The following is a 22,518-nucleotide window of genomic DNA, read 5'->3' as shown; positions in this document are numbered from 1 at the left end:
CTGTTTATTCACGATAATATATGGATCGCCTGGAAGCGGATTTGGTCCAAGCGGCCAAAGTGGTGATGTCACCAATGCAAAGATCAATGAAAAAATGAACACCTTCCAACCACCTGCCTTTTAGGTATAGTGTGGTTGAAAGATGTCCATTCCATTCGTCTACTTCTTCGTTTTCAATCCAATAAAATCACTTTTAAGTATTAAATATTGTTCAAATTCTTTAAGGAGATGACGAAGTGCCGCTCTCGTCTCAAACTCTTCCCGGGACTGTGGCAGCGGCATTTCCTGAAAGGCGTCATGCATTTCGCGCAAGCGTTGTAAGAAGCGATAAGCGGTATTGCCTGCATGTATGGCATGTTCAAGGTCCTCTATGAAATCTGCTACCATGTGGGCCTGTTCCACATTATGTTCTATCGTAGCTACTATAGGAAGCATCCGTTCCATGACATCCAGCTGCTTTTCCCTCATTTTAAAATAAAAATAATAATGATTTTCCTCTCGTCGGAAGTGGTTTTCCACATCACGGAAGGCCAGACTTTTCGCTTCTTTTAATATTTTATTTGTTTCCGGTATCTCTTCCCCACTCCAACCACGATCTCCGTGGCGAAGGAAATAGGCTATTTCGGAAAACACCTTATGAAAGTTTTCCTCTACCTGCAACTGGTAGCTTTTCAATTCCTTCTCGACACTCGGCATATAGGTGTTCAAAATAAGCGCCACCCCTATACCGATTGAGATGATGCTTAACTCATTGACTACTAGCCCGATTGAATAAGCCTCAACTGAATAGACGTGAAGAAGAATAACTGAACTGGTTGCTATTCCCTCTGTAATCCTTAGCATTACAGTCACAGGGATAAAAAATAACAATAATAATGCGATGGAAACCGGATTGTACCCTAACAGCTCAAAGAACACAAAGCCGAATAAAAGGCTTAAAGAGCATGCAAAAAAGCGGGCGGTTGCCACTTTCCATGACTTCCTTACTGTATTCTGGATACAAAGGATTGCAATGATCCCGGCCGATGCGTAAAAGTCCAAGTTCAATAACTGAGCAATACTAATTGCAATCCCAGTACCAAGGGCCGTCTTTGCTGTCCGGTATCCAATTTTAAATTTTCTCATCCATAAAACTCTCCCGACTTTCGTTTGTTCAATATATCACATAGTACTACTATACATGAAAATTGTAGGGAGTTGTTCACTTAATTTTCGGGCTGTCATTTTAATAGCTCCTCAAATTCATCTACCAGCTCTTCAAACCGTTTTAACGATTCCTCAATTGGTTCTTTTGTGCTCATATCCACTCCCGCGCGTTTTAAAATATCAATCGGGGGTAGGCTGCCACCTGAAGAGAACAGCTCTTTTACTATCTTGTTCTGCGCCTCAGACCCGCCTTCTTCGAGTTGTTCTGCAAGGGCAGCGGAAGCGGCAAAACTTGTTGCATATTGATACGTATAGAAACTGGAATGGAAAAAGTGTGGAACCCTGGCCCATTCCATCGCAATTTCCTTATCCACTTCCATGTCCTTCCCATAATACTTTTTATTGAGATCATAATAGACCCCTTTAATAGCCTCTGCATGTAAAGGCTCTTCATTTTGTCCCATTTCATGAATAATCTTTTCAAACTCCGCAAATTGCGTTTGACGGAATAAGGTCACCCGGAAATCCTCTAAGTATTGATAGAGAGCATGAATCTTTTCTTCCTTCGTCGTTGCTTCATCCATCAATTGCTTATGAAGAAGATGCTCTTGCAAGGTAGAGGAAACTTCCGCCGTAAACGTCACATATCTTGCATCTTGATAAGGCTGATTTTGATTGGAAAAATAAGAATGCATCGCATGTCCCATTTCATGCGCAAGCGTCAACACATCACTTGGAAGTCCCTGATAATTCAATAATACAAATGGATGGGAATCATATGATCCAATCTGATATGCCCCTGTCGCTTTACCCGGAGTGTTATAGACATCCACCCAATTGGAAGAAAGCCCTTGTGATAGTGTTTTTAAATAAGCCTCTCCTATCGGTGATAATCCTTTCATGACTATTTCCTTCGCCTCCTCATATGGAATCTTTTCCTCTTTTGTAAAAGGAGAAGGAGCAGACAAATCGTACATGTGCATAGAGCCGTCGATGCCAACATATTTCTCTTTCAATTTTAGGTATCGATGAAATAATGGAAGGCCTTCTTCAACGGTGTCAATCAATTGTGTGTAAACTTTTGGGTCAATATCGTTTCTCTCTAAATGAGCTTCTAACGAGGAAGGATAGTTTCTTGTTGTGGCAAAAAAGTTATTCGCCTTTACGATATTGGCAAGCATCGAAGCAAAAGTGTCTTGGTAACTTCCAAGGGTCTGGTAATACGTTTGAAAAGCAGCCTTCCTCACATCCCTATCCTTGCTTGACATATAGACAGAATATAATGGTGCCGACATTTCATACACTTTATCCTTTACTGTAAAACTAGGAAGGACAAGGTCTTTAGACATCATCGTAAAAAGCTCACTTGGAGCGTTAACTATAGGCATTGTCTTAATGAGCATCTTTTCCATTTCAGGAGGCAGAGAATGCACTTTATCCTCATACGTATCTTTTAAATGGGTGTAGTATGGTTTGAGTTTTGGGCTTTCGAGGAGCTTCTCCCACTTTTCCTTCTCAATAGCCTGCAGTTCATTCGAGAACCACGCGGTCCGCTCCACCACATAAATCATCATATTTTGCCCTTCATCAGATAATCCTTGAGCAGAGGTGTTGCTAATATCCACATCCAGATTGATTCTAGAATAGACAAAGATCTTTTCCATCAAGCGAAACAGCTCAAAATAGTCTTCTAAAAGGGTGAGGATTTCCTTATCACTGTCTAACTTTTCTTCTTTTTTGGCAAAACGATCTGCCAGCTTTTTGGCTTTATACACATCCTGTTTCCATTGCGTTTCATTCTTATATAGAGTCTGAAGGTTCCATTTATATTCGGCTGGAATATCAGCGCGCGATTTATAGGTTGGGCTTTCTGCAAAGGTTAACGTTGACGCGAAACTTAAAATGGCGGTTATTAAAAGTGATGCGAAGATTCGTGTGGTTTTCATAGTCATTGTGGTCGTTGTCCTCCCTTAGTTTTCTACTAAGGGTTAGTGTTTGTTTTCCAGCTTTTTCTATGCATGGGGTAGGAAATACAAGGACTATATTGAAAATTAACTTAGGAAAAGACTTTGAAGAGGATGAAGACATTTTCCAGCTGTGTTTCGTTTTGAAAGCGTCTTTTGGAGGTGGTTGAAGGGTTCTATTGGACTGAAGGGGGTCTTTTACTTGTGCTTCGGGCGTATAGAAGCGCTCTATTTGACCGAAGGGGAGCTTTCACTTGCGCTTCGGGCGTATAGAAGGCCTCTATTTGACCAAAGGGGAGCTTTCACTTGCGCTTCGGGCGTATAGAAGGCCACTATTTGACCAAAGGAGAACTTTTACTTGTGCTTCGGTCGTATAGAGGGGCTCTATTTGACCGAAGGAATGCTTTCACTTGCGCTTCGGGCGTATAGAATTACTGAATGAAAACACTTCCGGGTTAAAATCCCGATTAAAAGTACTTTCATCCTTTTATCTAAAGATCAATCAGCATGCAAACCCATTCACCATCTTAACTCACTCACTAACGATATTAACTCGGCTGCGTCTTCACTCTCCCATTGCATAATCTCTTCCTTCAAGGAAGAAAGTGTCCCATATCCTTTTACAAAGCTGTTTAACCTCGCTACCAAAGTTGCATCTGTAAATGCCTCTTCAGTTTGGAAGTACTCTCTTAGTTTTTTGGTAGCATTAGAATATCTTTTCAGGTAATATTTCTGGTGTTTTTCTTCAGCCAGTGTGAATAGATCTAGTGGTGCTATTTCTGTTCCTATTGATTGTGAGTTTGTATTTTGGATTTCTTGCTTAATCTTTTCAATAGCTTCTTTTTGATGGAAATCATGGTATAAAAATATCGATAAGTATTGTCTACCCTTATAGTTTCCACGATTAGAATTGTGGGAGTTCCAAAAATGACGGGCAATCTCATCAAAAGTTATCTGGGTAGGATCAAAATCAATTTGTAAGCACTCAGTGTGATCTCCCATTTGTTTGTAGGTAGGCGTCTGAGTGGTTCCACCTGCATAGCCTACTCTTGTTCTAATGACTCCTTTTAAATACCCGAACCGGGCATCAATTCCCCAGAATCAGCCCATGCCGAGAGTGACGGTTTGGAGATTGTGATCGTAATTGGTCATTGTATGTGCTCCTTTCTATGGCAATAGTTATTATTTGTTAGTTTTAAGTTAGCATGATTAATTATGTATGGGAAGCTGCTGTATGAGGACAATGTTTCCGTTTTTCCGCTTACTTTGTCCTCATTCAAGCCCTACGAGGACAATGTTTCTGTTTTCCCGCTTACTTTGTCCTCATTCACGCCCTACGAGGACAATGTTTCCGTTTTCCCGCTTACTTTGTCCTCATTCATGCCCTACGAGGATAATGTTTCTGTCTTTTCGCTTACTTTGTCCTCATTCACGCTCTACGAGGACAATCTTTCCATTTTCCCGCTTACTTTGTCCTCATTCAAAACAAAGAAAACCAGCTCCCCCATAAGAGCCGGTTTCCCCTCATTCCTACAACATCTTCTCCAAAAACACCCTCGCACGCTCGGACTTCGGAGCTGTAAAAAACTCTGCAGGCGGCGCATCCTCTACCAACATTCCATCATCAAGGAACAATACGCGGTCAGCAACTTCACGGGCAAAGCCCATTTCATGTGTCACAATTGCCATCGTCATTCCTGTATGCGCAAGTGCCTTCATTACTTCAAGCACCTCTTTTACCATCTCCGGGTCCAAGGCGGAAGTTGGTTCATCAAACAACATAACCTCAGGATCCATCGCAAGAGCTCGTGCAATCGCAACACGCTGCTTCTGTCCACCAGACAGGCGATTAGGATATTCCTGCGCTTTCTCAGCTAGTCCCACTTTTGCAAGCAAGTCCATTCCTTTCGCTTCCGCTTCCTTTTTTTGACACTCCTTTTACAGAAACAGGAGCATACGTTAGGTTTTCCAGAACTGTCTTATGAGGAAACAGGTGAAAGTGCTGAAACACCATTCCCAAATTCTGACGTACTTTATTGATGTTGGTTTTCTTATTTGCAACATCCTGGTCTTTAATCCAAATGTGACCGGAAGTTGGGCTCTTCCAATAGATTCATACAGCGAAGCAAAGTGGATTTACCAGACCCCGATGGACCGATGATGGCCACTACTTCCCCCTCCTATAATTTGTGTCGAAATCCCCTTTAGCACCTCTAGCTTGCCAAAGGATTTATGCAAATCTTCTATTTTAATCATAGCGTCTCATTCTCCTTTCAATGAGCTTGCCAATTAACGTGAGTATCATTACTAACACATAATAAATAAGTCCAGCGAAAATGAATGCTTCCAAATATGCATAAGTATTCGATGCTGTCATAAAAGAACGCCTCATAACGTCCATTACCCCGATAACTGTAACAATGGCTGATTCTTTAGTAAGTGTAATATATTCATTCATAAGTGCTGGTAAAATGTTTTTCAGTGCTTGCGGTAAAATGATGTCTTTCATCATTTGGCGATAAGGAACGCCAAGGGCCATGGCTGCTTCTCGCTGTCCTTTATCAACAGCCATAATTCCTGCACGGATAACTTCCGATATATAGGCCCCAGAGTTCAACCCGAAAGCTAGAATGGCTGCAGTGACCGGTTCAAGCGTGATGCCAATTGCTTGTGGTAACCCAAAAAATATTAACATTAATTGAAGAACAAGCGGTGTACCTCGAAATATGGATGTATAAATATCCGCTAAGATTCTTAGTAGTTTAACCCTACCAATCTTACATAAAGCCAATAGCGTTCCGATGATAAAACCTAGTATCCCAGCAAGTGATACGACTTGAAGCGTTACCTTTACACCCGCAAGAATATAATCCATCGAACCCGTTATGGCGCTAAAGTCTAAGAAGTCGATCGTCAAGTGCTACCAGTCCTTTCTGTCATATTAACAAGAAAATCAAAAGGGCGGTTACTGCACCCTTTTGATTTCGTTAAATCTTATTCTTCTTCTCCACCAAACCATTTGTTAATTAACTTTTCCATCTCACCGTTCTCTTCCATCTCTTTTAGAACACGGTTGAACTCCTCCGTTAATTCGCTGCCTTTTGGAAGGGCAATGGCAGATCCTTCTTCATCAGACTCAAGTGTAAAACCAGTAAGGTCTTCATCTTTTTCCATAAAGCCTTTCATAACTGTATCTTCAATGATAGCTGCATCAAAACGGCCCGTTTTTAAATCTTGAACAATTTGTGGGATGCGGTCTCGGTTTTCAATAGTAATATTCACTTCTTCCGCAATTTCTTCCGCTTTATCATACTGGATGGATCCCATTTGAACCCCGACCGTTTTACCTACTAAATCTTCTAAACTAGTAATATTGCTATCTTTCAATGAAACAATCATGTGATTCGCTGTATAGTATACATTTGTAAAATCAACTTGCTCAGCACGTTCTTCTGTCGGTGTCATACCTGCTAAGATAAGATCGATGTTACCTGATTTCATCGCGGTAATTAAACTTCCAAAGTCCATATCTTGAACTTTCAATTCGTAACCAAGTTCTTCAGTAATAGCTTTTGCAAGATCCACATCAAAACCGATAATTTCTTCTCCTACTTCAGTATCAATGTACTCAAATGGAGGGTAGTCAGCGGAAGTTCCCATAACTAATACTTTCTTTCCATCTTCACCTTCTCCACTCGTTTCATCTCCATTACCGGATGTTCCACAAGCTGACAATAAGCCTACTACTAAAATACTAATTAATGAATACAAAAACCATTTTTTCACAATAATTTCCCCCTGTTCTTTTTTCAGAAAAGTTAAAAATTTAATCTAATTATGAAACAAACCTACATTTAAATCAAGTATTATTATGATGTATGTTTATTCGGATAAATGTATTTTAACACATGTTAATATTTATGCAATATAGTTAATAAAGATAAATAAAGTTTTTATATTTTTATTATTCTGAAATATATGCTTCTTGTAATAGTTCCATTAGTCTAGGTTCATGTTATAATTACATTGCACTAGAAAAAGGAGGTGATATTAAGATGAATACGGATGCTAAATTGGATTTGATTTTAAATAGGATGTTGGATTTTAAGGTTGAAATGAAAAAAGAATTAAGTGAATTGAACAGTAAAACTTCCACCCTGTCTGACAATCAAGTGCTTATGAAAGATGAGATCAAAGGTCTTAACGATAAAACCTCCACACTAACTGACAATCAGATACTGATGAAAGATGAGATTCGAGGTCTTAACCAAAAAACCTCCTCACTCGCTGACACTCAGATACTGATGAACGATGAGATTCGAGGTCTTAATGAAAAAACTTCCACACTCGCTGACAATCAGATACTGATGAAAGATGAAATCAGCGGCCTTAGTGAAAAGACATTCATGCTTTCTGCAGGACAGCACCAGATAAAAGAGGAACTCCATTCTTTAACTAATACAACTAGCACACTTCGTGAGGAATTCTACTTATTCAGGCATGATGTGAACGACCGTTTTAATGAAATCAATGCTACATTATCAAGGATAGAAGAGGATCAAACGAAGGATATTGAAGCGATTCTTGAAGAAATTTCTGCAAAATTGGATGAAAGAGATCAACGTGATTTTGAATCAACATAATTAATTCCCTTAAATATACCCAATGGAGTTTGTCCTCGTAAGAACTTCTATAATAAAACACAAATTCCTATTCAAAAAAGTGCAGGGAGCACTTTTACACAAAGTGGTCCCTGCACAAATATAATATCCCCTTATGCACTCAACTCTACAGCCATGCGTTCTTTTAATTTCCTTCTAGCTCTATGGATCTTTGATTTCACTGTAGCTGGATTCATTTCCAAAGCATTAGCAATTTCCCGCTCCTTTAATCCTCTTTCCATTTTAAGGACGAGCAGTTTCTTGTCTTCCATTGAAAAGTCTTCCATCTTTTCATCTAGAATTTCTTTCAGCAATTTCGCTTCCACTTCTGCTGCAACATTATGACCTTCTTCTTTTCCTAGACAATCTAACACATCTAACTCCATCGGACATCCTTTGTTTTTCCGCTCTCGTCTGACAAAATCAATAGCTGTTCTTGTGGCAATCACGCAAAGCCAAGCACCAACTTTATCAATCTCTTGCAAACTATCCAACTTCTTAAAAGCCTTTATGAAAGTTTCCTGGACATTGTCTTCAGCTAACTGACGGTCACGAATAACGGCGAAGCTCACGTAAAGCACTCTGTCATAATGCTCATTATATATCGTAGTGAAATCCATTTAATCCACCACTCTCAAACAAATATTCACTTTAAATAAATCGCCGTCGGTTTCAATGTCTAGATTACCTTCATGAAGATCGATTATTGATTTTGCAATTGCAAGGCCAAGGCCAGATCCTTCTGTATTCCGTGAAGTATCTCCTCTTTTAAAGCGTTCGTATAATTCCTCGCTTTGATCATTCAATTCGTATTTTGATACATTTTTAAACGTAATTTTTGCTTTATCATTAAACTGTTGGACTTGAATATATACACGCGAGTTCTCCAATGAATACTTCACAATATTTCCTATCAGGTTATCAAACACTCGCCACATTTTCTGTCCATCCACCATGGCATATAGTGGCTTATCCGTGTTTGCAACTCGAAATTGTAAATTAGATTCTTTCAACGAACTATCATATTCCGCCAAGGCTTGTTGAAGAAGCTGATTTAAATCTACACGCTCTTTTACAAGCTCGATATTGCCGCTTGCCATTTTGGATACTTCAAATAGATCTTCAATTAACCCTTTTAAACGTTGTGACTTTCTATCAATAATCTCCAGGTACGCGGACCGGTCCTCAGTAGTTAGTTCGTTTTTCTTCAGCAGCTCCGTATAAGTGATGATGGATGTCAACGGTGTCCGAAGATCATGACTGACATTTGTTATAAGCTCCGTTTTAAGACGCTCACTTTTCGCCTGCTCATTTAAAGACACTTTTACCCCTTGATTCAATTCATTTAGGTTTGCCGCCATTTTAGAAAGAACGGAATTCCCCTTAATTTCTATTATCTCCCCTAGTTTACCTGATGCCATCTCTTCAGTTTTGATAGAGATCTTATTGAAATAACCGACACTTTTTACTAAAAGAATGAACGTCGGCACTCCTATGAAAACAGCGAAGAGGAAATATAGCAGGAAGAAAGCTATATCAATAAAAATCATAAAGAAACCAAAGCCTAGTCCAAATACGATCGCAAGAAGAATAAATACTTGGATGCCTGTAGCTGTATTTAGGAAGGCCTCCTTAATAACTTGATAAATGCGTTGGTATACTTTTTTACAGTTTTTAAAAATAATGAAGAACAAACTACTCTTCCATAGTTCTCTTAAATCAGTTATATGCCTCAAACTAGTAAACAAATAACGTAACTGGACGTAAGTGAGTAAACATAATACAGTTGATATAAATATACTTATAACAAATTCAGTGAGATACATAGTGGAGTTATATGTTAGCTGATTAATACAATCATGCACCCACATTAGACTGAATAGGAATAATAAAGCTGATATTCCCAACACAACTACGCTTAAATCAACTGGAATTTTGGCATAGAGATCTTGCCATTTCCCTCGTTCATTTGGTATGGAAACTACTTTAATCATCGAGACAAACCAAATCAATAAAGCAATCAGTGATGCTACCCCAAGTCTCCAAAACCATATTCTATTTTCTTCATAACCAGTTTTTGCTTTCATTAATTCGCTATCCGAAGCTAGCCCTTTTGGAACACCTATAATACCTTCAAAGTCTCCTCTCACTTCTGCTACTGTTTGGTACAACCAGTCTTCATAAGGCCAATTGTAGGAATTAAAATAGTCATCTCCTCTAATAGTATAAATGGTTACATATTGCATATTTTCCTCACCGAACATTTGATCTGCAGAAGTTTTGTTCGCGCCTATGTTGGTGAAACTTTCCCCATCTTGTTCAAAAAAGCACTGAAAATCTTGATAAAATCTTGAAGGATACGAATCAAAGTTTGAATCTTTAGCGAAATACTCTTCCACTATTTTTTCTTTTTCTGCTATTATTTTCTTCTCTACATGCGCATCACTTGAGAAGTTTTTTTGAATATCTTCTAATTTGGTATCTCTTTCAGCAATTACTTCCTCTGGATCCTCACTAGAATCACCATCCTCTGCCAGTTGTATTCTCTCTTCATATTGATAACGAATGTTATCAAGCTGAGCGTCCAATGAACCATATTCATATCGATGCTCTTCTATTTCTTCTCTCGTAACCGTAAGCTTTTCTTTCACACTTTCCGCTGATATGTTTCCAAGCTCATTTGTTAGCAAATAATTGGCATATTCTTGTAACTCATTCTGAAATTCTTCTGTATCAAAATAACTTTCCTGATTAAACCTATCTATATTATAAATAAAATAAAAGCTTCCACTTAACGCACAAACAAAAACTAGTGCCATTAAAAAAGCTATTACTCTATTTCTCCATTTTGTATCCAATCCCCCATACCACCTTTAAATATCTTGGATTTTTTGGATCTATCTCTATCTTCTCTCTAATTTTCCGAATATGTACCGCTACAGTATTTTCCGCATTGTAGCCAGGCTCCTTCCATACCCGCTCATATATATCATTAATGGAAAATACCCGACCGGCATTGGTCATCAATAACTCCACTATTTTGTATTCAATCGGCGTCAACTTGACAGGATCTCCCTGGACCGTAACTTCTTTCGATTCCTTATCAATGGTAAGTCCGTTCAAATCAATGACTTTCTTGATTCCTTCAAACGTTCCGAGTGTGACATACCTCCTGAGCTGAGATTTCACTCTCGCCACAAGCTCCATCGGATTAAAAGGCTTTGTTACATAATCATCCGCTCCCACCTGCAGCCCAAGGATTTTATCGGTATCCTCACTTTTTGCGCTTAAAATAATGATTGGAATGTTCTTCTCCTCGCGAATTCTGTGCGTCGCAGATATCCCATCAAGCCTTGGCATCATCACATCTAGTAAAATTAGATGCACTTCATTTTCATGAAGCATTTCTAACGCTTCCACTCCATCTTGAGCTTTTAAGACCCTTACACCTTCATTTTTCAAATAGATTTCAATCGCATCTCTAATTTCTTTTTCGTCATCCACTACTAATACTGTATAGTTCGCCATCTCTCACCCTTCTCCCACTTACCATTCTTTCTCTATGTACACATCATATATGGTAAATCTTAAGTATTATTGAAGTATTTTCTTAAGAATTTCTTAAGTTACTAACCTATTATATAATTGATGGGAAGTGGGAAACATAGGTAATCGCAATTAATTCGGCGGAATACAAAAAGGCACGCTAGTTTTAATTGCGTGCCTTCCATTCCTTATTTACTAAGTTCTATATAAATTCGATTTAAAAGTACTCTGTCGGGATCTTGACTCAACTCCCACATCATCGCTCCACCAAGATCATTCTTTTTTAAAAAATCGGTCTTCTTTGCAATGGATTCCTCATCATCATAGCTAATAAATGTATTGCCATCATAGAGTACTGGTACTTGTGTCTCCTCTATCCAGTGTCTCTCATATCCGTTCTTACCAACATACTCCGCTGCTAGTTTTCCATAACTTATGGAAGTACCTCCATTAAACGCTTGGTACAACCCATTATTGTCAGCAATAGCTTCATGGAATACCCTTCCGTAAAACGGCATACCCATGACCAGTTTATCGGAAGGCACACCGCTAGCGATATACGTATCAATGCCGTCTTTTACACTCCACTGCCAATGGAACATACTTTTAGGATCTTTATACAATGGCGCATTTAAACCGGTCAGTTCATCCCATTCCCCATTGATGTCATAGGTCATTAACTGAATATAATCGACATATTGATGCAACTCTGATAATTCCATGTTTGCAGCATGTGACTCACTCGCTCCCGCTGCAATTGTAAGCAAATACTCCTTGCCATCCTTCTTTTCTTGGTCGTTCAAGATTCCCCTGATCTTTTTAAGTAAAAGTGTGTAATTTCGCTTATCCTCTGGGCGGTTTACGTTATCAGGATGTCCCCCACTCACCGGATACTCCCAATCAAGATCCACCCCATCAAACCCATATTCTAAAATAAATCGACGAACACTTTCTGCAAATTTGGTTCTAAAATCTTCAGAAGCCGCTGCATCAGAAAAGTTCTTTGACCAAGTCCAACCACCAACAGAAATCATTGTTTTCAGATTAGGGTGCCGCTTCTTTAGTTGTAGCATTTGCTTGAAATTTTCATAGTCGCTTGCTGGGTCACCCACAATAATTTCTCCATCGTCTGATATATTAGCAAATGCATAGTTTATATGTGTCAATTTACTAGCATCAATGCTGGAAACGTTGAATCCCGAATAACTGGACCAACCTGCATAATAGCCGACCATTTTGTAGTCCGCTTCAGGCTCTACTTTATTTTCTACGGTCACCTTTTTCGTTGCTTCCGCCTTCTGTCCGGCACTATCGTAAACAACCACTTTCAATATCTGCTCCCCATTTTCCACCCAGGGATCGGTCGACCAATTGATCGTGTATGGCGCTTCTGTCTTTTCACCAATTAAGTAGTCGCCATTGCTAGAATAAAATTCAACCTTACTGATTGAGTTGTCATCCTTTGCTTCTAATTGGAGTTCTACATCCCCACTTACTACAGAATTTTTCTTCTCATCTGAAGAAGTATGGTTGAAATTAATAATTTCAGGTCGGTTGTCAGTTAGTTCCTCCACGACTTCCGGTTTCTTTTCTGAAGTGGTACTAGTAGGTTTCGACTCTGTAGAATTTATTAAATAGATAGCTACTGCATTTATAAAAATCAGTATAGCTAATAAAATTAACGTAAGTTTTCGTCTAAGTTGCATGTTCTGTTACTTCCTCCTATTTAACTGCCTAACTATTATTGTAATATGCTATTGGTGGAGGATGTAGCGGTAAATATTAGCTTTAGATGATACAACCAAAAAGCACTTGCCCTTACGCTTCATTCTTGACTGATTCAATATAAACCATTGTCACCAAGCTCTTTATCTCATCTATGAGGACCTTTCTTCTCCCTTTTACTCGTCACTGAAGTCTTCATCACCCCTATGAGGACCTCTCTTCTCCTTTTTACTCGTCACTGAAGTCTTCATCACCCCTATGAGGACCTCTCTTCCCCCTTTTTCTCCTAACCGAGGTCTTCATCACGAGGATTTAGGTTTACCCTAACGATTACTCCATAATTCAATTATTTTATAAACTCCTAAACAACAAAAAATGCCGATCCCATAATTGGAATCGACATTTTTTAAAGTTTTTTATAGCTCTTCACAATGTTCTTCGAAATAACCTTGTAGCTTTGTGATGACAGACATTGGCGCATGGCCTTCGATTTCGTGTCTTTCTACCATCGTTACAATCTTGCCGTCTTTTAATAAAGCAAAAGAAGGAGAAGATGGCGGATAGCCTTCAAAATATTCGCGTGCTTTCTCCGTCGCTTCTTTATCTTGACCAGCAAACACAGTAACTAAGTGTGTTGGGCGCTTGTCATAATGCACCGCATGTGTTGCAGCTGGACGTGCGATACCGCCGGCACAACCACATACAGAGTTCACCATTACAAGTGTCGTCCCTTTACGTGCAAATGCTTCTTCAACATCTTCTACAGTTCTAAGTTGCTCATAGCCAGCGTTATCCATTTCTTCTCTGGCAGTACGAACAACATCATTCATAAACATATTAAAATCGATATTCATGTTGTATCACCTCTTCTTAAACTATCTCTATCATACCAATTTTTTTCAAATAATAAAATAAAAAAGGTTTATTTTCTAAGTTGGCGGGTATTATATCATTAACATCTAGATATCCATACCCCTATACTCCCTAGATGAAGGAAAGTGATATGCTCACTTTCCTTTTTTTTGTTGCCCTATAATTGATGCTTATACCTTCCCACTAACTTCTCCACAGCCAAAGATACAGAGACTTCATTTTCCCCAACTTGCTTCTCTAGCACCGGCAACTCTTTTTTCACCTTTTCATCTTCAAAAAACATCTGCTCTATTTGATCCTTCAAAGATGTATAGAACCACGTCTTCTTTTGTGCATTCCTGCGTTCACCAAAAACTCCTGAATCTTTCGTGCTTTGCACAAACTCTTGAACAATTTTCCACGTCTCATCTACATTCACATTATTCATAGCCGAGCAAGTAAACGTCTTCGTCTCCCAGCCTTCTGTTGCCGGCTGCAAGAAATGAAGAATTTGTTTGTACTCATGAGCAGTTTTCTCCGCCCTCGCTTTATTATCTCCATCCGCCTTGTTTACCACAATTGCATCAACAAGCTCCATAATCCCTTTTTTCATGCCTTGCAGCTCATCGCCTGCACCCGTTAGAACAAGCAGTAAAAAGAAATCAACCATATCTCGGACTATGGCTTCGCTCTGTCCTACACCTACTGTCTCTACTAAAATCACATCATACCCAGCAGCCTCACATAAAAGAATGCTTTCACGCGTTTTCATATGCACTCCACCCAATGTGCCACTTGAAGGAGATGGCCGGATGAATGCTTGCGGGTGCCTTGCGAGTTGTTCCATCCTTGTTTTGTCTCCAAGGATACTACCACCTGTCTTGGAACTACTGGGATCGACTGCAAGCACGGCGACCTTGTGTCCTTGCTCACACAAATACAATCCAAACGCTTCTATAAACGTACTCTTGCCGGCACCTGGTACACCGCTTATCCCTATTCGAACAGAGCGGCCGGTCGAAGGCATGATCTCTTGTATGATTTCTTGGCTTTTATGAAAATGTCTAGTTGCATTGCTTTCTACTAGCGTGATGGCCTGAGCGAGGTCAGAACGGACTCCCCAATGGATACCAGAAATGATATCCGCTGTACTCCGCTCCTCCTTTTTGAGCACCTTTTTTCGCGGTTTACGCTCTTTAGTCATGCGTCTCTTCCACTTCCTCATAGCCAAGGCGCTCGTAGATTTCCTCTAGAACCTTTTCGGCTGCACGTGGGATGACCGTTCCAGGTCCGAAAATAGCGGAAGCGCCCTTACTATATAGGAATTCATAATCCTGTGCTGGGATTACCCCACCAATTACAACGATGATGTCTTCACGGTTCAATTTCTTCAGTTCTTCTACGAGTTGTGGTAGAAGTGTTTTATGCCCAGCTGCAAGGGAACTGATGCCGATAACATGCACGTCATTTTCCACAGCTTGCAGCGCCGTTTCTGCAGGCGTTTGGAAAAGAGGTCCGATATCCACATCAAATCCAAGGTCGGCGAATGCGGTGGAAATGACTTTTGCCCCTCTGTCATGACCATCCTGCCCCATTTTCGCAATCATAATTCTTGGACGTCTTCCTTCGAGCTCCAAGAATTCTTCGATTTTATCCTTCACGGCCTTCATCTCCTCCTCATTAGAGAATTCACTGCTGTACACGCCACTAATAGAACGGATGACAGCGCGATGGCGATTGGCTACTTTTTCAATGGCATCAGAAATCTCACCCAGACTTGCTCGGGCACGGGCAGCGTCCACTGCTAGCTCGAGAAGATTACCTTTCCCTGTGCGAGCCGCATCTGTTAGTGCTTCTAGTGCAGAAATAACTTCCGTTTCATCTCTGTTTTCACGAAGCTCTTGCAAGCGAAGGATTTGCTTTTTACGAACTTCCGCATTATCAATATCCAACACATCAATAGCCATATCTTCTTTTTCCAAACGGAATTTGTTCACGCCAATGATGGATTCTTTCCCTGAATCGATTTTTGCTTGACGGCGTGCAGACGCTTCTTCAATTCTCATCTTCGGCAATCCTGTTTCAATTGCTTTTGCCATGCCTCCAAGCTCTTCAATTTCTTCAATATGTGCCCAAGCTTTATCAATCAATTCCTTCGTCAACGTTTCCACATAATAGGAACCAGCCCAAGGGTCAATGACTTTGGTAATCTCCGTTTCTTCCTGCAAATACAACTGCGTATTGCGGGCGATACGTGCGGAAAAGTCCGTTGGCAAGGCAATCGCTTCATCCAATGCATTGGTATGTAAGGATTGCGTATGTCCATTGGCAGCCGCTAGTGCTTCAATGCATGTACGCGTCACGTTATTAAACGGATCCTGTTCTGTCAAGCTCCAACCGGACGTTTGAGAATGGGTCCTTAAAGCCATGGACTTTGGATTTTGTGGTAAGAACTCCTTCATCATCTTCGCCCAGATAAATCGAGCAGCCCGCATTTTCGCCACTTCCATGAAAAAGTTCATGCCGATTGCCCAAAAGAATGATAGTCTTGGCGCAAACTTATCAATATCAATGCCCGCTTCAAGTCCCGTTCTCACATACTCCAAACCATCTGCAAGCGTATAGGCTAGCTCAATATCCGCAGGTGCTCCTGCTTCTTGCATATGATAACCCGAAATACTGATGCTATTAAACTTCGGCATATGCTGGGACGTGTAAGCAAAAATATCACCAATAATTCTCATGGACATGTCCGGCGGATAAATATACGTATTACGAACCATATATTCTTTTAAAATATCATTTTGAATCGTACCGGAAAGCTTCTCCGGACTGACCCCTTGCTCCTCAGCCGTAACGATGTAAAAAGCCATTATCGGCAGGACCGCTCCATTCATTGTCATGGATACAGACATTTTATCCAATGGAATTCCATCAAATAATACCTTCATATCCAGAATGGAATCAATAGCAACACCAGCTTTTCCAACATCCCCTTCTACTCGGGGATGGTCAGAATCGTAGCCACGGTGTGTCGCAAGGTCAAAGGCAATCGACAATCCTTTTTGCCCCATTTCCAAGTTTCTTCTGTAAAATGCATTGCTTTCTTCCGCTGTAGAGAAACCAGCGTACTGCCGTATCGTCCATGGACGGTTAACGTACATCGTCGGGTAAGGTCCACGCACATACGGCGCAATACCAGGAAGGGTCCCTAAGTGATCGGCTCCATCCAAGTCGGCCTTTGTGTAATTGGCTTTCAATTTAATCTGTTCATTTGTTTCATAAAATAGTTCTTCCACCGCTTCGTTGGATAATGACACTTGGGTAACTGTAGTTTCCTTGTTTAATGTTCTCGTAGAAAAATCAGGCTTCATTGTCGGTCAACCCCATTTCTTGGTGTATCTTTACTAATACCTTATAACAATTGGCGCGCATATGAATAAAATCACTTACCCCTAATTCCTGCAACGCTTTTTGACGAGTTGCTTGAGGCAATCCAGCAACCAATACTTTTCTGTTAGGCGAATTAACAGCCATAACCGCAGGATTTAGTAGCTCTTCGTATGTATCATCACTTCCGCAAATGCATACATAGCCAGAGATGTTTTGATCAGATATCCACTCCACTAATTCTTTTGCATGTTCAAAACTTGGACTGACGACAGGCAGAAGACCTCCTACCTGGAAAAAGCCTGATGCAAAGTCAGTTCGGGCCTTGTGTGTTGCTAATGAACCAAGATTGATCAAGGTAACTTTTGGCGACGTTCCCTGTTTTTCCTGATACAACTTGGCTTGGTAACGCAAGCGTTCAAATGCTTCAGATAATCTTAATGATTGAATGGCCTGTACTTTGACTGGAGCATGTTCCGTTTCTTCATTAGGTTGAGTGCTTATTTGCCACTTTAACTCCTCTTGAAGATTCGCAAACATATTCGTCCCGACCAACACTTTTTTCCTGCTCTGGACATCCTTGAGTCGCTTTTCTTTTACCTCGGCAATGCGGTCCTGTAAGAAATTCGTTCGTAGAGCTTCCAAGATCCCACCAAGCTTGTCCAGCTCCTGAAATAGCTTCCATGCCTCATCCGCCAATTGATTTGTCAGGTTTTCTACGTAATATGAGCCTGCCGCAGGATCCACCACTTTATCTAAAAAGCTTTCTTCTTTTAAAATATAGTGAGTATTCCTTGCTACTCTTCGTGAGAAAGCATCTTTGCCTTGCTGATAGCTATCCACATTGATACTGTCTGCTCCACCAATTGCAGCTGAAAAAGCTTCGGTTGTCGAACGGAGCATATTGACGTACGGATCCAGATTAGATTTGGTGAACATAGAGGTTGTAGCATGGACCGTCATCTTCTGTGCTTTTTCATTTCCTCCAAAAGCCTCCACGATATTTGCCCATAACACTCGTGCCGCTCTCAGCTTGCTGAGCTCCATGAAAAAGTCACTTCCAACCGGGAAAGTGAATGCTATTTCCTGGGAAGCTTCATCAATTGACATGCCTCTATTCATAAGTTCCTGCAAATATTCAACAGCGGTCGCCATCACAGCTGCAAGCTCCTGCACGGCACTAGCTCCCCCGTTATGATAAGCATTGGACTGGACCCAAACAGTTTTAAGTGTCGGAGCATTGTTTTCTTTCCACTCTATATTGGATTTCATTTCGTCATAATACTGCTCCAATGGCTGACTCAGCTTGCCTGTTGCTGCAAGCTCCCCAACAGGATCCGCTCCGATAATGCCGTGCAGGTTCTTTGTTTCTATCTCACTATCAATCAATGCATTGATGAACGTTGTGGCGCTGGCTCCTGCATGTACTTGGAGAGCTATGTCATTTAATGAAATCTCTTTTAGTAAAGTCTTAAGGTCTGTTGGTTTTTTTATCAATAAGGCTTTAGGTTCTGTTGATGGAAAAGTGGCAAAGTGAATGGATTCCAAACCACTTTCTAGTTCCTGTTTCAGTTGAGCATTCAATTCCTCAAATGAAGTTGATGCATAAAGTTGCTGGCTGACTGCCCAATCAGACTTTTCTATAAGATTTTTAGATGCAAGCTCACTTCTATCGTTTTCTGTATATACCGGTTTACGTGTAATGCCTTCATATGTAACGGTGTTGAGCTTGGAAACAGGCTTCCCCTTTAACGCTTTCTCTGCCTGCTCTACCCACTCTTCCATTGTCACTTTCGGGAAACTATTGCTCTTCATTTCTTTCAATTTACTCATCTTCATCCCCTCGTTCCCTCAATTGCGTAATCGCTTACAAATTTAAATTTTTCAAAAGTTCATATATTTATTTTAATATAGTTATGTGGGCACGGCAAATAAAGAAAGCATTGGAATTACTTATTTTTCGGTGGTATTCCTTAGAGAGAAAAACTATACTTACTATATCAATGATAGTTTTCTAAAAAGGTAGTGATTTGTAGCAATGTTATACACATGGAATATTGAAAACATAATTAAAGAAACTTTAGAGGAACTTGGTTTAGATATTAATTTTGAATTTGACAATTGTTTAAAAGCACCAATGAGCTTTAATATATCGACCAATACAATCAAATTCAATTATTTGCAGATTAACGGTTACAAAGCGAAGATCAACAATAAAATTAGAGAAACTGACGAAAACTTTGTGAAACTCATTCTCTTTCATGAAGTCGGCTATTATTTGGATTTTAAAAAGAACAAGCATGACTTGAGAATACTGATGTATGGCGGAGAAGATGAGAAAAAAATCTTGATGCGTCAAATTGAAAAAAATGCGTGGGTATTCGGAAGGACGGTCGTACCTGAGCATCTCTTGCAGGCTTATGATAAGATGCGGGAGTTAGATGGGATGTTTTTGTCGAACAGATAAACAGAATAACAGGAGAGTGTATGAAAACTTAGCGATTTCATACACTCTTTTTTTTAATTGTATATTGTTTCTAAAGCTTCATCGATAACAACCCCAACATTCCCTTTCTTATGTCCCTTTTCCACATAGCTGTGAGCAACTGATAATTGTTCCATCGGATAGCACTTATCGATAACTGCTTTATACTTTCCTTTTTCTATCAAATCTTTCAGGAACTTGATATCGTCTTCTTTTTCCAAGGCAAGACCTGAAAATATTTTATAGCCACGTGTCATGCCACTCCAATACCCCTGCACCATCTGAGTAACTCCTGCTGCACCTAGAATCCAGGTTCCTTTTTTCTTAAGCGTTTTCTTTACTGCTTCATAAGGGATTTTCCCAACTGTATCAAAAATGACATCATAATTTTCCCCATCGATTTCTTCTTTGGTATAGTCAATTACTTTATCTGCCCCTAACGACTTCACCATTTCGATATTGGCTGTGCTGCATACCCCTGTAACCTCAGCACCGTATAATTTGGCAAGTTGAATGGCTGCTGTACCGACTGCACCTGATGCCCCGTAAATGAGAATTTTTTGCCGATTTTGGATATTTGCTTTCCTTAGAAAATGTATAGCTGTGTGCCCTCCAAACGGAACAGTTGCCGCCTCTACATAGCTTAAATTTTGTGGTTTTAATGCTATTATTCCTTTTTCAGACAGACATATATACTCTGCGTAAGCACCTAAGCTCATCCCTGTAGATCCAAAAACTTGGTCCCCTGCTTTAAATCGGATAACTTCACTTCCTACAGATTCAACTATTCCTGCCAGGACTCCTCCTAGAATGGACTTCTTGGGACGTGTTAGCCCAAAGAACAATTTCACAGCAGCTGGATCCGCTTTTCGCAATCGCCAATCTGCTGCATTGACAGCTGTCGCCACTATTTTAACTAGAATTTCATTATCTTTTGGGACAGGTTTTTCGACCTCTTTTAATTGAAGTACCTCTGGTGGACCGTATTTGGTGTACACAACAGCTTTCATGGGCTTGCCCCCTGTGTGAAAGTTTTTTTATTTGCCTGCAATCATTGTATGTTGATCCACGAGAAAATACTTCCACCTGTTTGTAGAACATTTTGAACGTCCGTCCAAAATGGCGGTCAAACCGTTTCGGGCGATTCTTGATGGCTATCGGGCGATTTTTCGAAAAAACGGGCGATTATTTAAATTTACGGGCGAAAATTGAAGGCAATCGGGCGAAAATTTGATTTTACGGGCGATTTTCACGAGTAATCGGGCGAACACAAAAAAACCGACAAAGTCTTCCATTCGAGGAGGACTTTATCGGTTGGTTCCAAACTATTAATAGATCGACGTATTCTCTTTAGACATTTTCTCGATAATTTCTTTAACGCGCGCTAGGAAGCGTCCGCATACAAGACCATCAAGAACACGGTGGTCAAGAGACATACATAAGTTTACCATGTCGCGAACAGCGATCATGCCGTGGTCCATAACTACTGGACGTTTCACGATGGATTCCACTTGCAGGATGGCTGCTTGCGGGTAGTTGATGATACCTTGTGATTGTACAGAACCGAAAGATCCAGTGTTGTTGACAGTAAATGTTCCACCTTGCATTTCTGCAGATGTTAGTTTACCAGCGCGAACCTTGTTTGGCAAGTTCTGTGATTTCACGTGCGATACCTTTGATTGTTTTTTTCATCAGCGTTGCGGATAACCGGCACATAAAGTGCGTCGTCTGTTGCAACGGCGATGGAGATGTTGATGTCTTTCTTTTTGGACAATCTTATCGCCAGCCCACATGGAGTTGATTTGTGGGAATTCTTTCAAAGCTTGCGCTACCGCTTTTACGAAGAATGCGAAGAAAGTAAGGTTGTAGCCTTCTTTTTTTCTTGAACTCGCCCTTCAAGGAGTTGCGGTATTCTACAAGGTTTGTTGCGTCCACTTCAATCATTGTCCATGCATGTGGTGCTTCATGTTTGCTGCGTAGCATGTTTGCAGCGATTGCTTTACGTACGCCTGTTACAGGAATTTCGATGTCGCCTGCTTCTACTGGTACGTTTACAGGTTGAGTTGTTGCTTTAGGAGCACTTGCCGCTGCCGGTGCAGATGGAGCGGCCGGTGCTGCAGATGCAGCTTTGGGAGCTTCCGATGCGGGAGCTTGAGTAGCTGCCGGTTTGGAATCAGCAGTTGGAATGTTACCGGAATCGATCACCGCTTGGATGTCTTTTCTTGTAATACGTCCGCCTGCTCCGCTTCCTTTTACTTGCTCAAGATCTACATTGTTTTCTTGTGCAAGACGAAGAACTGCTGGAGAGTAGCGACGTTTGTTTGGTGCGTCTGCATCCTCTTGCGTAGCTGGTGCTGATGGTGCTTGGGATTTTGCTGCAGGTGCAGATGCTGGTGCACTTTTCTCTTTCGGTGCTTCAGCAGTTGCTTCTGTTTCTCCGCTACCTTCTGTTTCGATATAGCAGATGATTTCTCCTACTGCTAGAGTGTCACCGTCTTCTGCTACAAGTTCTTTGATTGTGCCTGTAAAAGAAGATGGGATTTCTGCGTTAACTTTATCTGTCATGACCTCTGCTAGAGGGTCGTATTTGTTTACTTTGTCGCCTACGCTTACGATCCAGCGGCTGATTGTTCCTTCAGTTACGCTTTCCCCAAGCTGTGGCATAGTAATTTTTTCTACTGCCATGATGAGAACCTCCTTTAATCGGTGGGCTCTGTTGAACTCTGCAGTTAATCTCCGTTCCAGGAGC

The 22,518-nt window shown here is 40.6% G+C and carries 16 protein-coding genes and 3 pseudogenes; 2 read left to right on the top strand and 17 right to left on the bottom strand.

Annotated features, from left to right (window positions below; all coding sequences use genetic code 11):
* The 7 genes and pseudogenes from M313_RS26365 to M313_RS0110385 all read right to left on the bottom strand — a co-directional run.
* Positions 1-102 (bottom strand): annotated as a pseudogene (locus tag M313_RS26365) (L,D-transpeptidase); the annotation flags it as partial.
* A 57-nt stretch (positions 103-159) separates the two neighbouring features.
* Positions 160-1,125 carry an aromatic acid exporter family protein gene (locus M313_RS0110415; RefSeq protein ID WP_010194960.1) on the bottom strand — a complete coding sequence of 322 codons (966 nt, stop codon included), beginning with the start codon at positions 1,123-1,125 and terminating at the stop codon, positions 160-162.
* 95 nt (positions 1,126-1,220) lie between these two features.
* Entirely contained in the window at positions 1,221-3,098 is a 1,878-nt protein-coding gene (gene pepF, locus M313_RS0110410; protein WP_010194958.1) for an oligoendopeptidase F, read from the bottom strand.
* Positions 3,099-3,629: 531 nt separating this feature from the next.
* Positions 3,630-4,202, bottom strand: coding sequence for a peptide-methionine (S)-S-oxide reductase MsrA (locus M313_RS23340; protein WP_087942047.1), 573 nt, complete (start codon positions 4,200-4,202; stop codon positions 3,630-3,632).
* Positions 4,203-4,640: 438 nt separating this feature from the next.
* Positions 4,641-5,366, bottom strand: a pseudogene (locus tag M313_RS23335) (amino acid ABC transporter ATP-binding protein).
* Complete coding sequence (locus M313_RS0110390; RefSeq protein ID WP_034774706.1) at positions 5,359-5,985, bottom strand: amino acid ABC transporter permease; 627 nt, start codon at positions 5,983-5,985, stop codon at positions 5,359-5,361. Before M313_RS0110390 ends, M313_RS23335 begins: the two are co-directional and overlap by 8 nt.
* Before the next feature lie 119 nt (positions 5,986-6,104).
* Positions 6,105-6,896 carry a transporter substrate-binding domain-containing protein gene (locus tag M313_RS0110385; RefSeq protein ID WP_010194949.1) on the bottom strand — a complete coding sequence of 264 codons (792 nt, stop codon included), beginning with the start codon at positions 6,894-6,896 and terminating at the stop codon, positions 6,105-6,107.
* Between the two features lie 269 nt (positions 6,897-7,165).
* Between M313_RS0110385 and M313_RS0110380 the strand changes: the two genes are divergently transcribed.
* The gene (locus M313_RS0110380; protein ID WP_010194948.1) at positions 7,166-7,753 is read left to right on the top strand and encodes a hypothetical protein; all 588 of its coding nucleotides are present in this window, start codon (positions 7,166-7,168) and stop codon (positions 7,751-7,753) included.
* 131 nt (positions 7,754-7,884) lie between these two features.
* Here the strand turns inward: M313_RS0110380 and M313_RS0110375 are convergent, their stop codons facing one another.
* From M313_RS0110375 to M313_RS0110340, 8 genes are all read right to left on the bottom strand, one after another.
* Positions 7,885-8,391, bottom strand: coding sequence for an RNA polymerase sigma factor (locus M313_RS0110375; RefSeq protein ID WP_010194947.1), 507 nt, complete (start codon positions 8,389-8,391; stop codon positions 7,885-7,887).
* On the bottom strand, positions 8,392-10,629 hold the full coding sequence (locus M313_RS0110370) for a sensor histidine kinase (protein ID WP_010194946.1): 2,238 nt from the start codon (positions 10,627-10,629) through the stop codon (positions 8,392-8,394).
* Complete coding sequence (locus M313_RS0110365) at positions 10,607-11,299, bottom strand: response regulator transcription factor (RefSeq protein ID WP_010194945.1); 693 nt, start codon at positions 11,297-11,299, stop codon at positions 10,607-10,609. The genes M313_RS0110370 and M313_RS0110365 overlap by 23 nt, the downstream gene beginning before the upstream one ends.
* A 206-nt stretch (positions 11,300-11,505) precedes the next feature.
* Complete coding sequence (locus M313_RS23330; RefSeq protein ID WP_010194944.1) at positions 11,506-13,023, bottom strand: glycosyl hydrolase family 18 protein; 1,518 nt, start codon at positions 13,021-13,023, stop codon at positions 11,506-11,508.
* Positions 13,024-13,458: 435 nt separating this feature from the next.
* Complete coding sequence (locus M313_RS0110355) at positions 13,459-13,896, bottom strand: BrxA/BrxB family bacilliredoxin (RefSeq protein ID WP_010194943.1); 438 nt, start codon at positions 13,894-13,896, stop codon at positions 13,459-13,461.
* Positions 13,897-14,072: 176 nt separating this feature from the next.
* Complete coding sequence (gene meaB / locus M313_RS0110350; RefSeq protein WP_010194940.1) at positions 14,073-15,098, bottom strand: methylmalonyl Co-A mutase-associated GTPase MeaB; 1,026 nt, start codon at positions 15,096-15,098, stop codon at positions 14,073-14,075.
* Entirely contained in the window at positions 15,091-17,268 is a 2,178-nt protein-coding gene (gene scpA, locus M313_RS0110345) for a methylmalonyl-CoA mutase (RefSeq protein ID WP_010194937.1), read from the bottom strand. Before scpA ends, meaB begins: the two co-directional genes overlap by 8 nt.
* On the bottom strand, positions 17,258-19,117 hold the full coding sequence (locus M313_RS0110340; protein WP_010194934.1) for a methylmalonyl-CoA mutase subunit beta: 1,860 nt from the start codon (positions 19,115-19,117) through the stop codon (positions 17,258-17,260). The genes scpA and M313_RS0110340 overlap by 11 nt, the downstream gene beginning before the upstream one ends.
* Positions 19,118-19,322: 205 nt before the next feature.
* On the opposite strand from M313_RS0110340, the gene M313_RS0110335 reads away from it, so the two are divergent.
* Positions 19,323-19,751 carry a hypothetical protein gene (locus M313_RS0110335; RefSeq protein ID WP_010194932.1) on the top strand — a complete coding sequence of 143 codons (429 nt, stop codon included), beginning with the start codon at positions 19,323-19,325 and terminating at the stop codon, positions 19,749-19,751.
* Between the two features lie 53 nt (positions 19,752-19,804).
* Here the strand turns inward: M313_RS0110335 and M313_RS0110330 are convergent, their stop codons facing one another.
* Both M313_RS0110330 and M313_RS23325 read right to left on the bottom strand, forming a co-directional pair.
* Positions 19,805-20,779 carry an NAD(P)-dependent alcohol dehydrogenase gene (locus M313_RS0110330; RefSeq protein ID WP_010194924.1) on the bottom strand — a complete coding sequence of 325 codons (975 nt, stop codon included), beginning with the start codon at positions 20,777-20,779 and terminating at the stop codon, positions 19,805-19,807.
* Between the two features lie 318 nt (positions 20,780-21,097).
* A pseudogene (locus M313_RS23325) lies at positions 21,098-22,454 on the bottom strand (dihydrolipoamide acetyltransferase family protein).
* Positions 22,455-22,518: the final 64 nt, after the last annotated feature.

It is taken from the genome of Bacillus sp. m3-13 (assembly GCF_000175075.1).
Lineage (GTDB): Bacteria > Bacillota > Bacilli > Bacillales > Bacillaceae_I > Sutcliffiella_A > Sutcliffiella_A horikoshii_C.
This window is presented reverse-complemented; position numbering and strand designations above follow the sequence as displayed.

Excerpts from the sequence above, each read along its gene's own strand:
- M313_RS0110340 (WP_010194934.1), bottom strand. The coding sequence starts at position 19,117 with ATGAGTAAATTGAAAGAAATGAAGAGCAATAGTTTCCCGAAAGTGACA.
- M313_RS0110365 (WP_010194945.1), bottom strand. The coding sequence starts at position 11,299 with ATGGCGAACTATACAGTATTAGTAGTGGATGACGAAAAAGAAATTAGA.
- pepF (WP_010194958.1), bottom strand. The coding sequence starts at position 3,098 with ATGACTATGAAAACCACACGAATCTTCGCATCACTTTTAATAACCGCC.
- M313_RS23330 (WP_010194944.1), bottom strand. The coding sequence starts at position 13,023 with ATGCAACTTAGACGAAAACTTACGTTAATTTTATTAGCTATACTGATT.
- meaB (WP_010194940.1), bottom strand. The coding sequence starts at position 15,098 with ATGACTAAAGAGCGTAAACCGCGAAAAAAGGTGCTCAAAAAGGAGGAG.
- M313_RS0110380 (WP_010194948.1), top strand. The coding sequence starts at position 7,166 with ATGAATACGGATGCTAAATTGGATTTGATTTTAAATAGGATGTTGGAT.
- M313_RS0110335 (WP_010194932.1), top strand. The coding sequence starts at position 19,323 with ATGTTATACACATGGAATATTGAAAACATAATTAAAGAAACTTTAGAG.
- M313_RS0110390 (WP_034774706.1), bottom strand. The coding sequence starts at position 5,985 with ATGGATTATATTCTTGCGGGTGTAAAGGTAACGCTTCAAGTCGTATCA.
- M313_RS0110375 (WP_010194947.1), bottom strand. The coding sequence starts at position 8,391 with ATGGATTTCACTACGATATATAATGAGCATTATGACAGAGTGCTTTAC.
- M313_RS0110330 (WP_010194924.1), bottom strand. The coding sequence starts at position 20,779 with ATGAAAGCTGTTGTGTACACCAAATACGGTCCACCAGAGGTACTTCAA.
- M313_RS0110355 (WP_010194943.1), bottom strand. The coding sequence starts at position 13,896 with ATGAATATCGATTTTAATATGTTTATGAATGATGTTGTTCGTACTGCC.
- M313_RS0110415 (WP_010194960.1), bottom strand. The coding sequence starts at position 1,125 with ATGAGAAAATTTAAAATTGGATACCGGACAGCAAAGACGGCCCTTGGT.
- scpA (WP_010194937.1), bottom strand. The coding sequence starts at position 17,268 with ATGAAGCCTGATTTTTCTACGAGAACATTAAACAAGGAAACTACAGTT.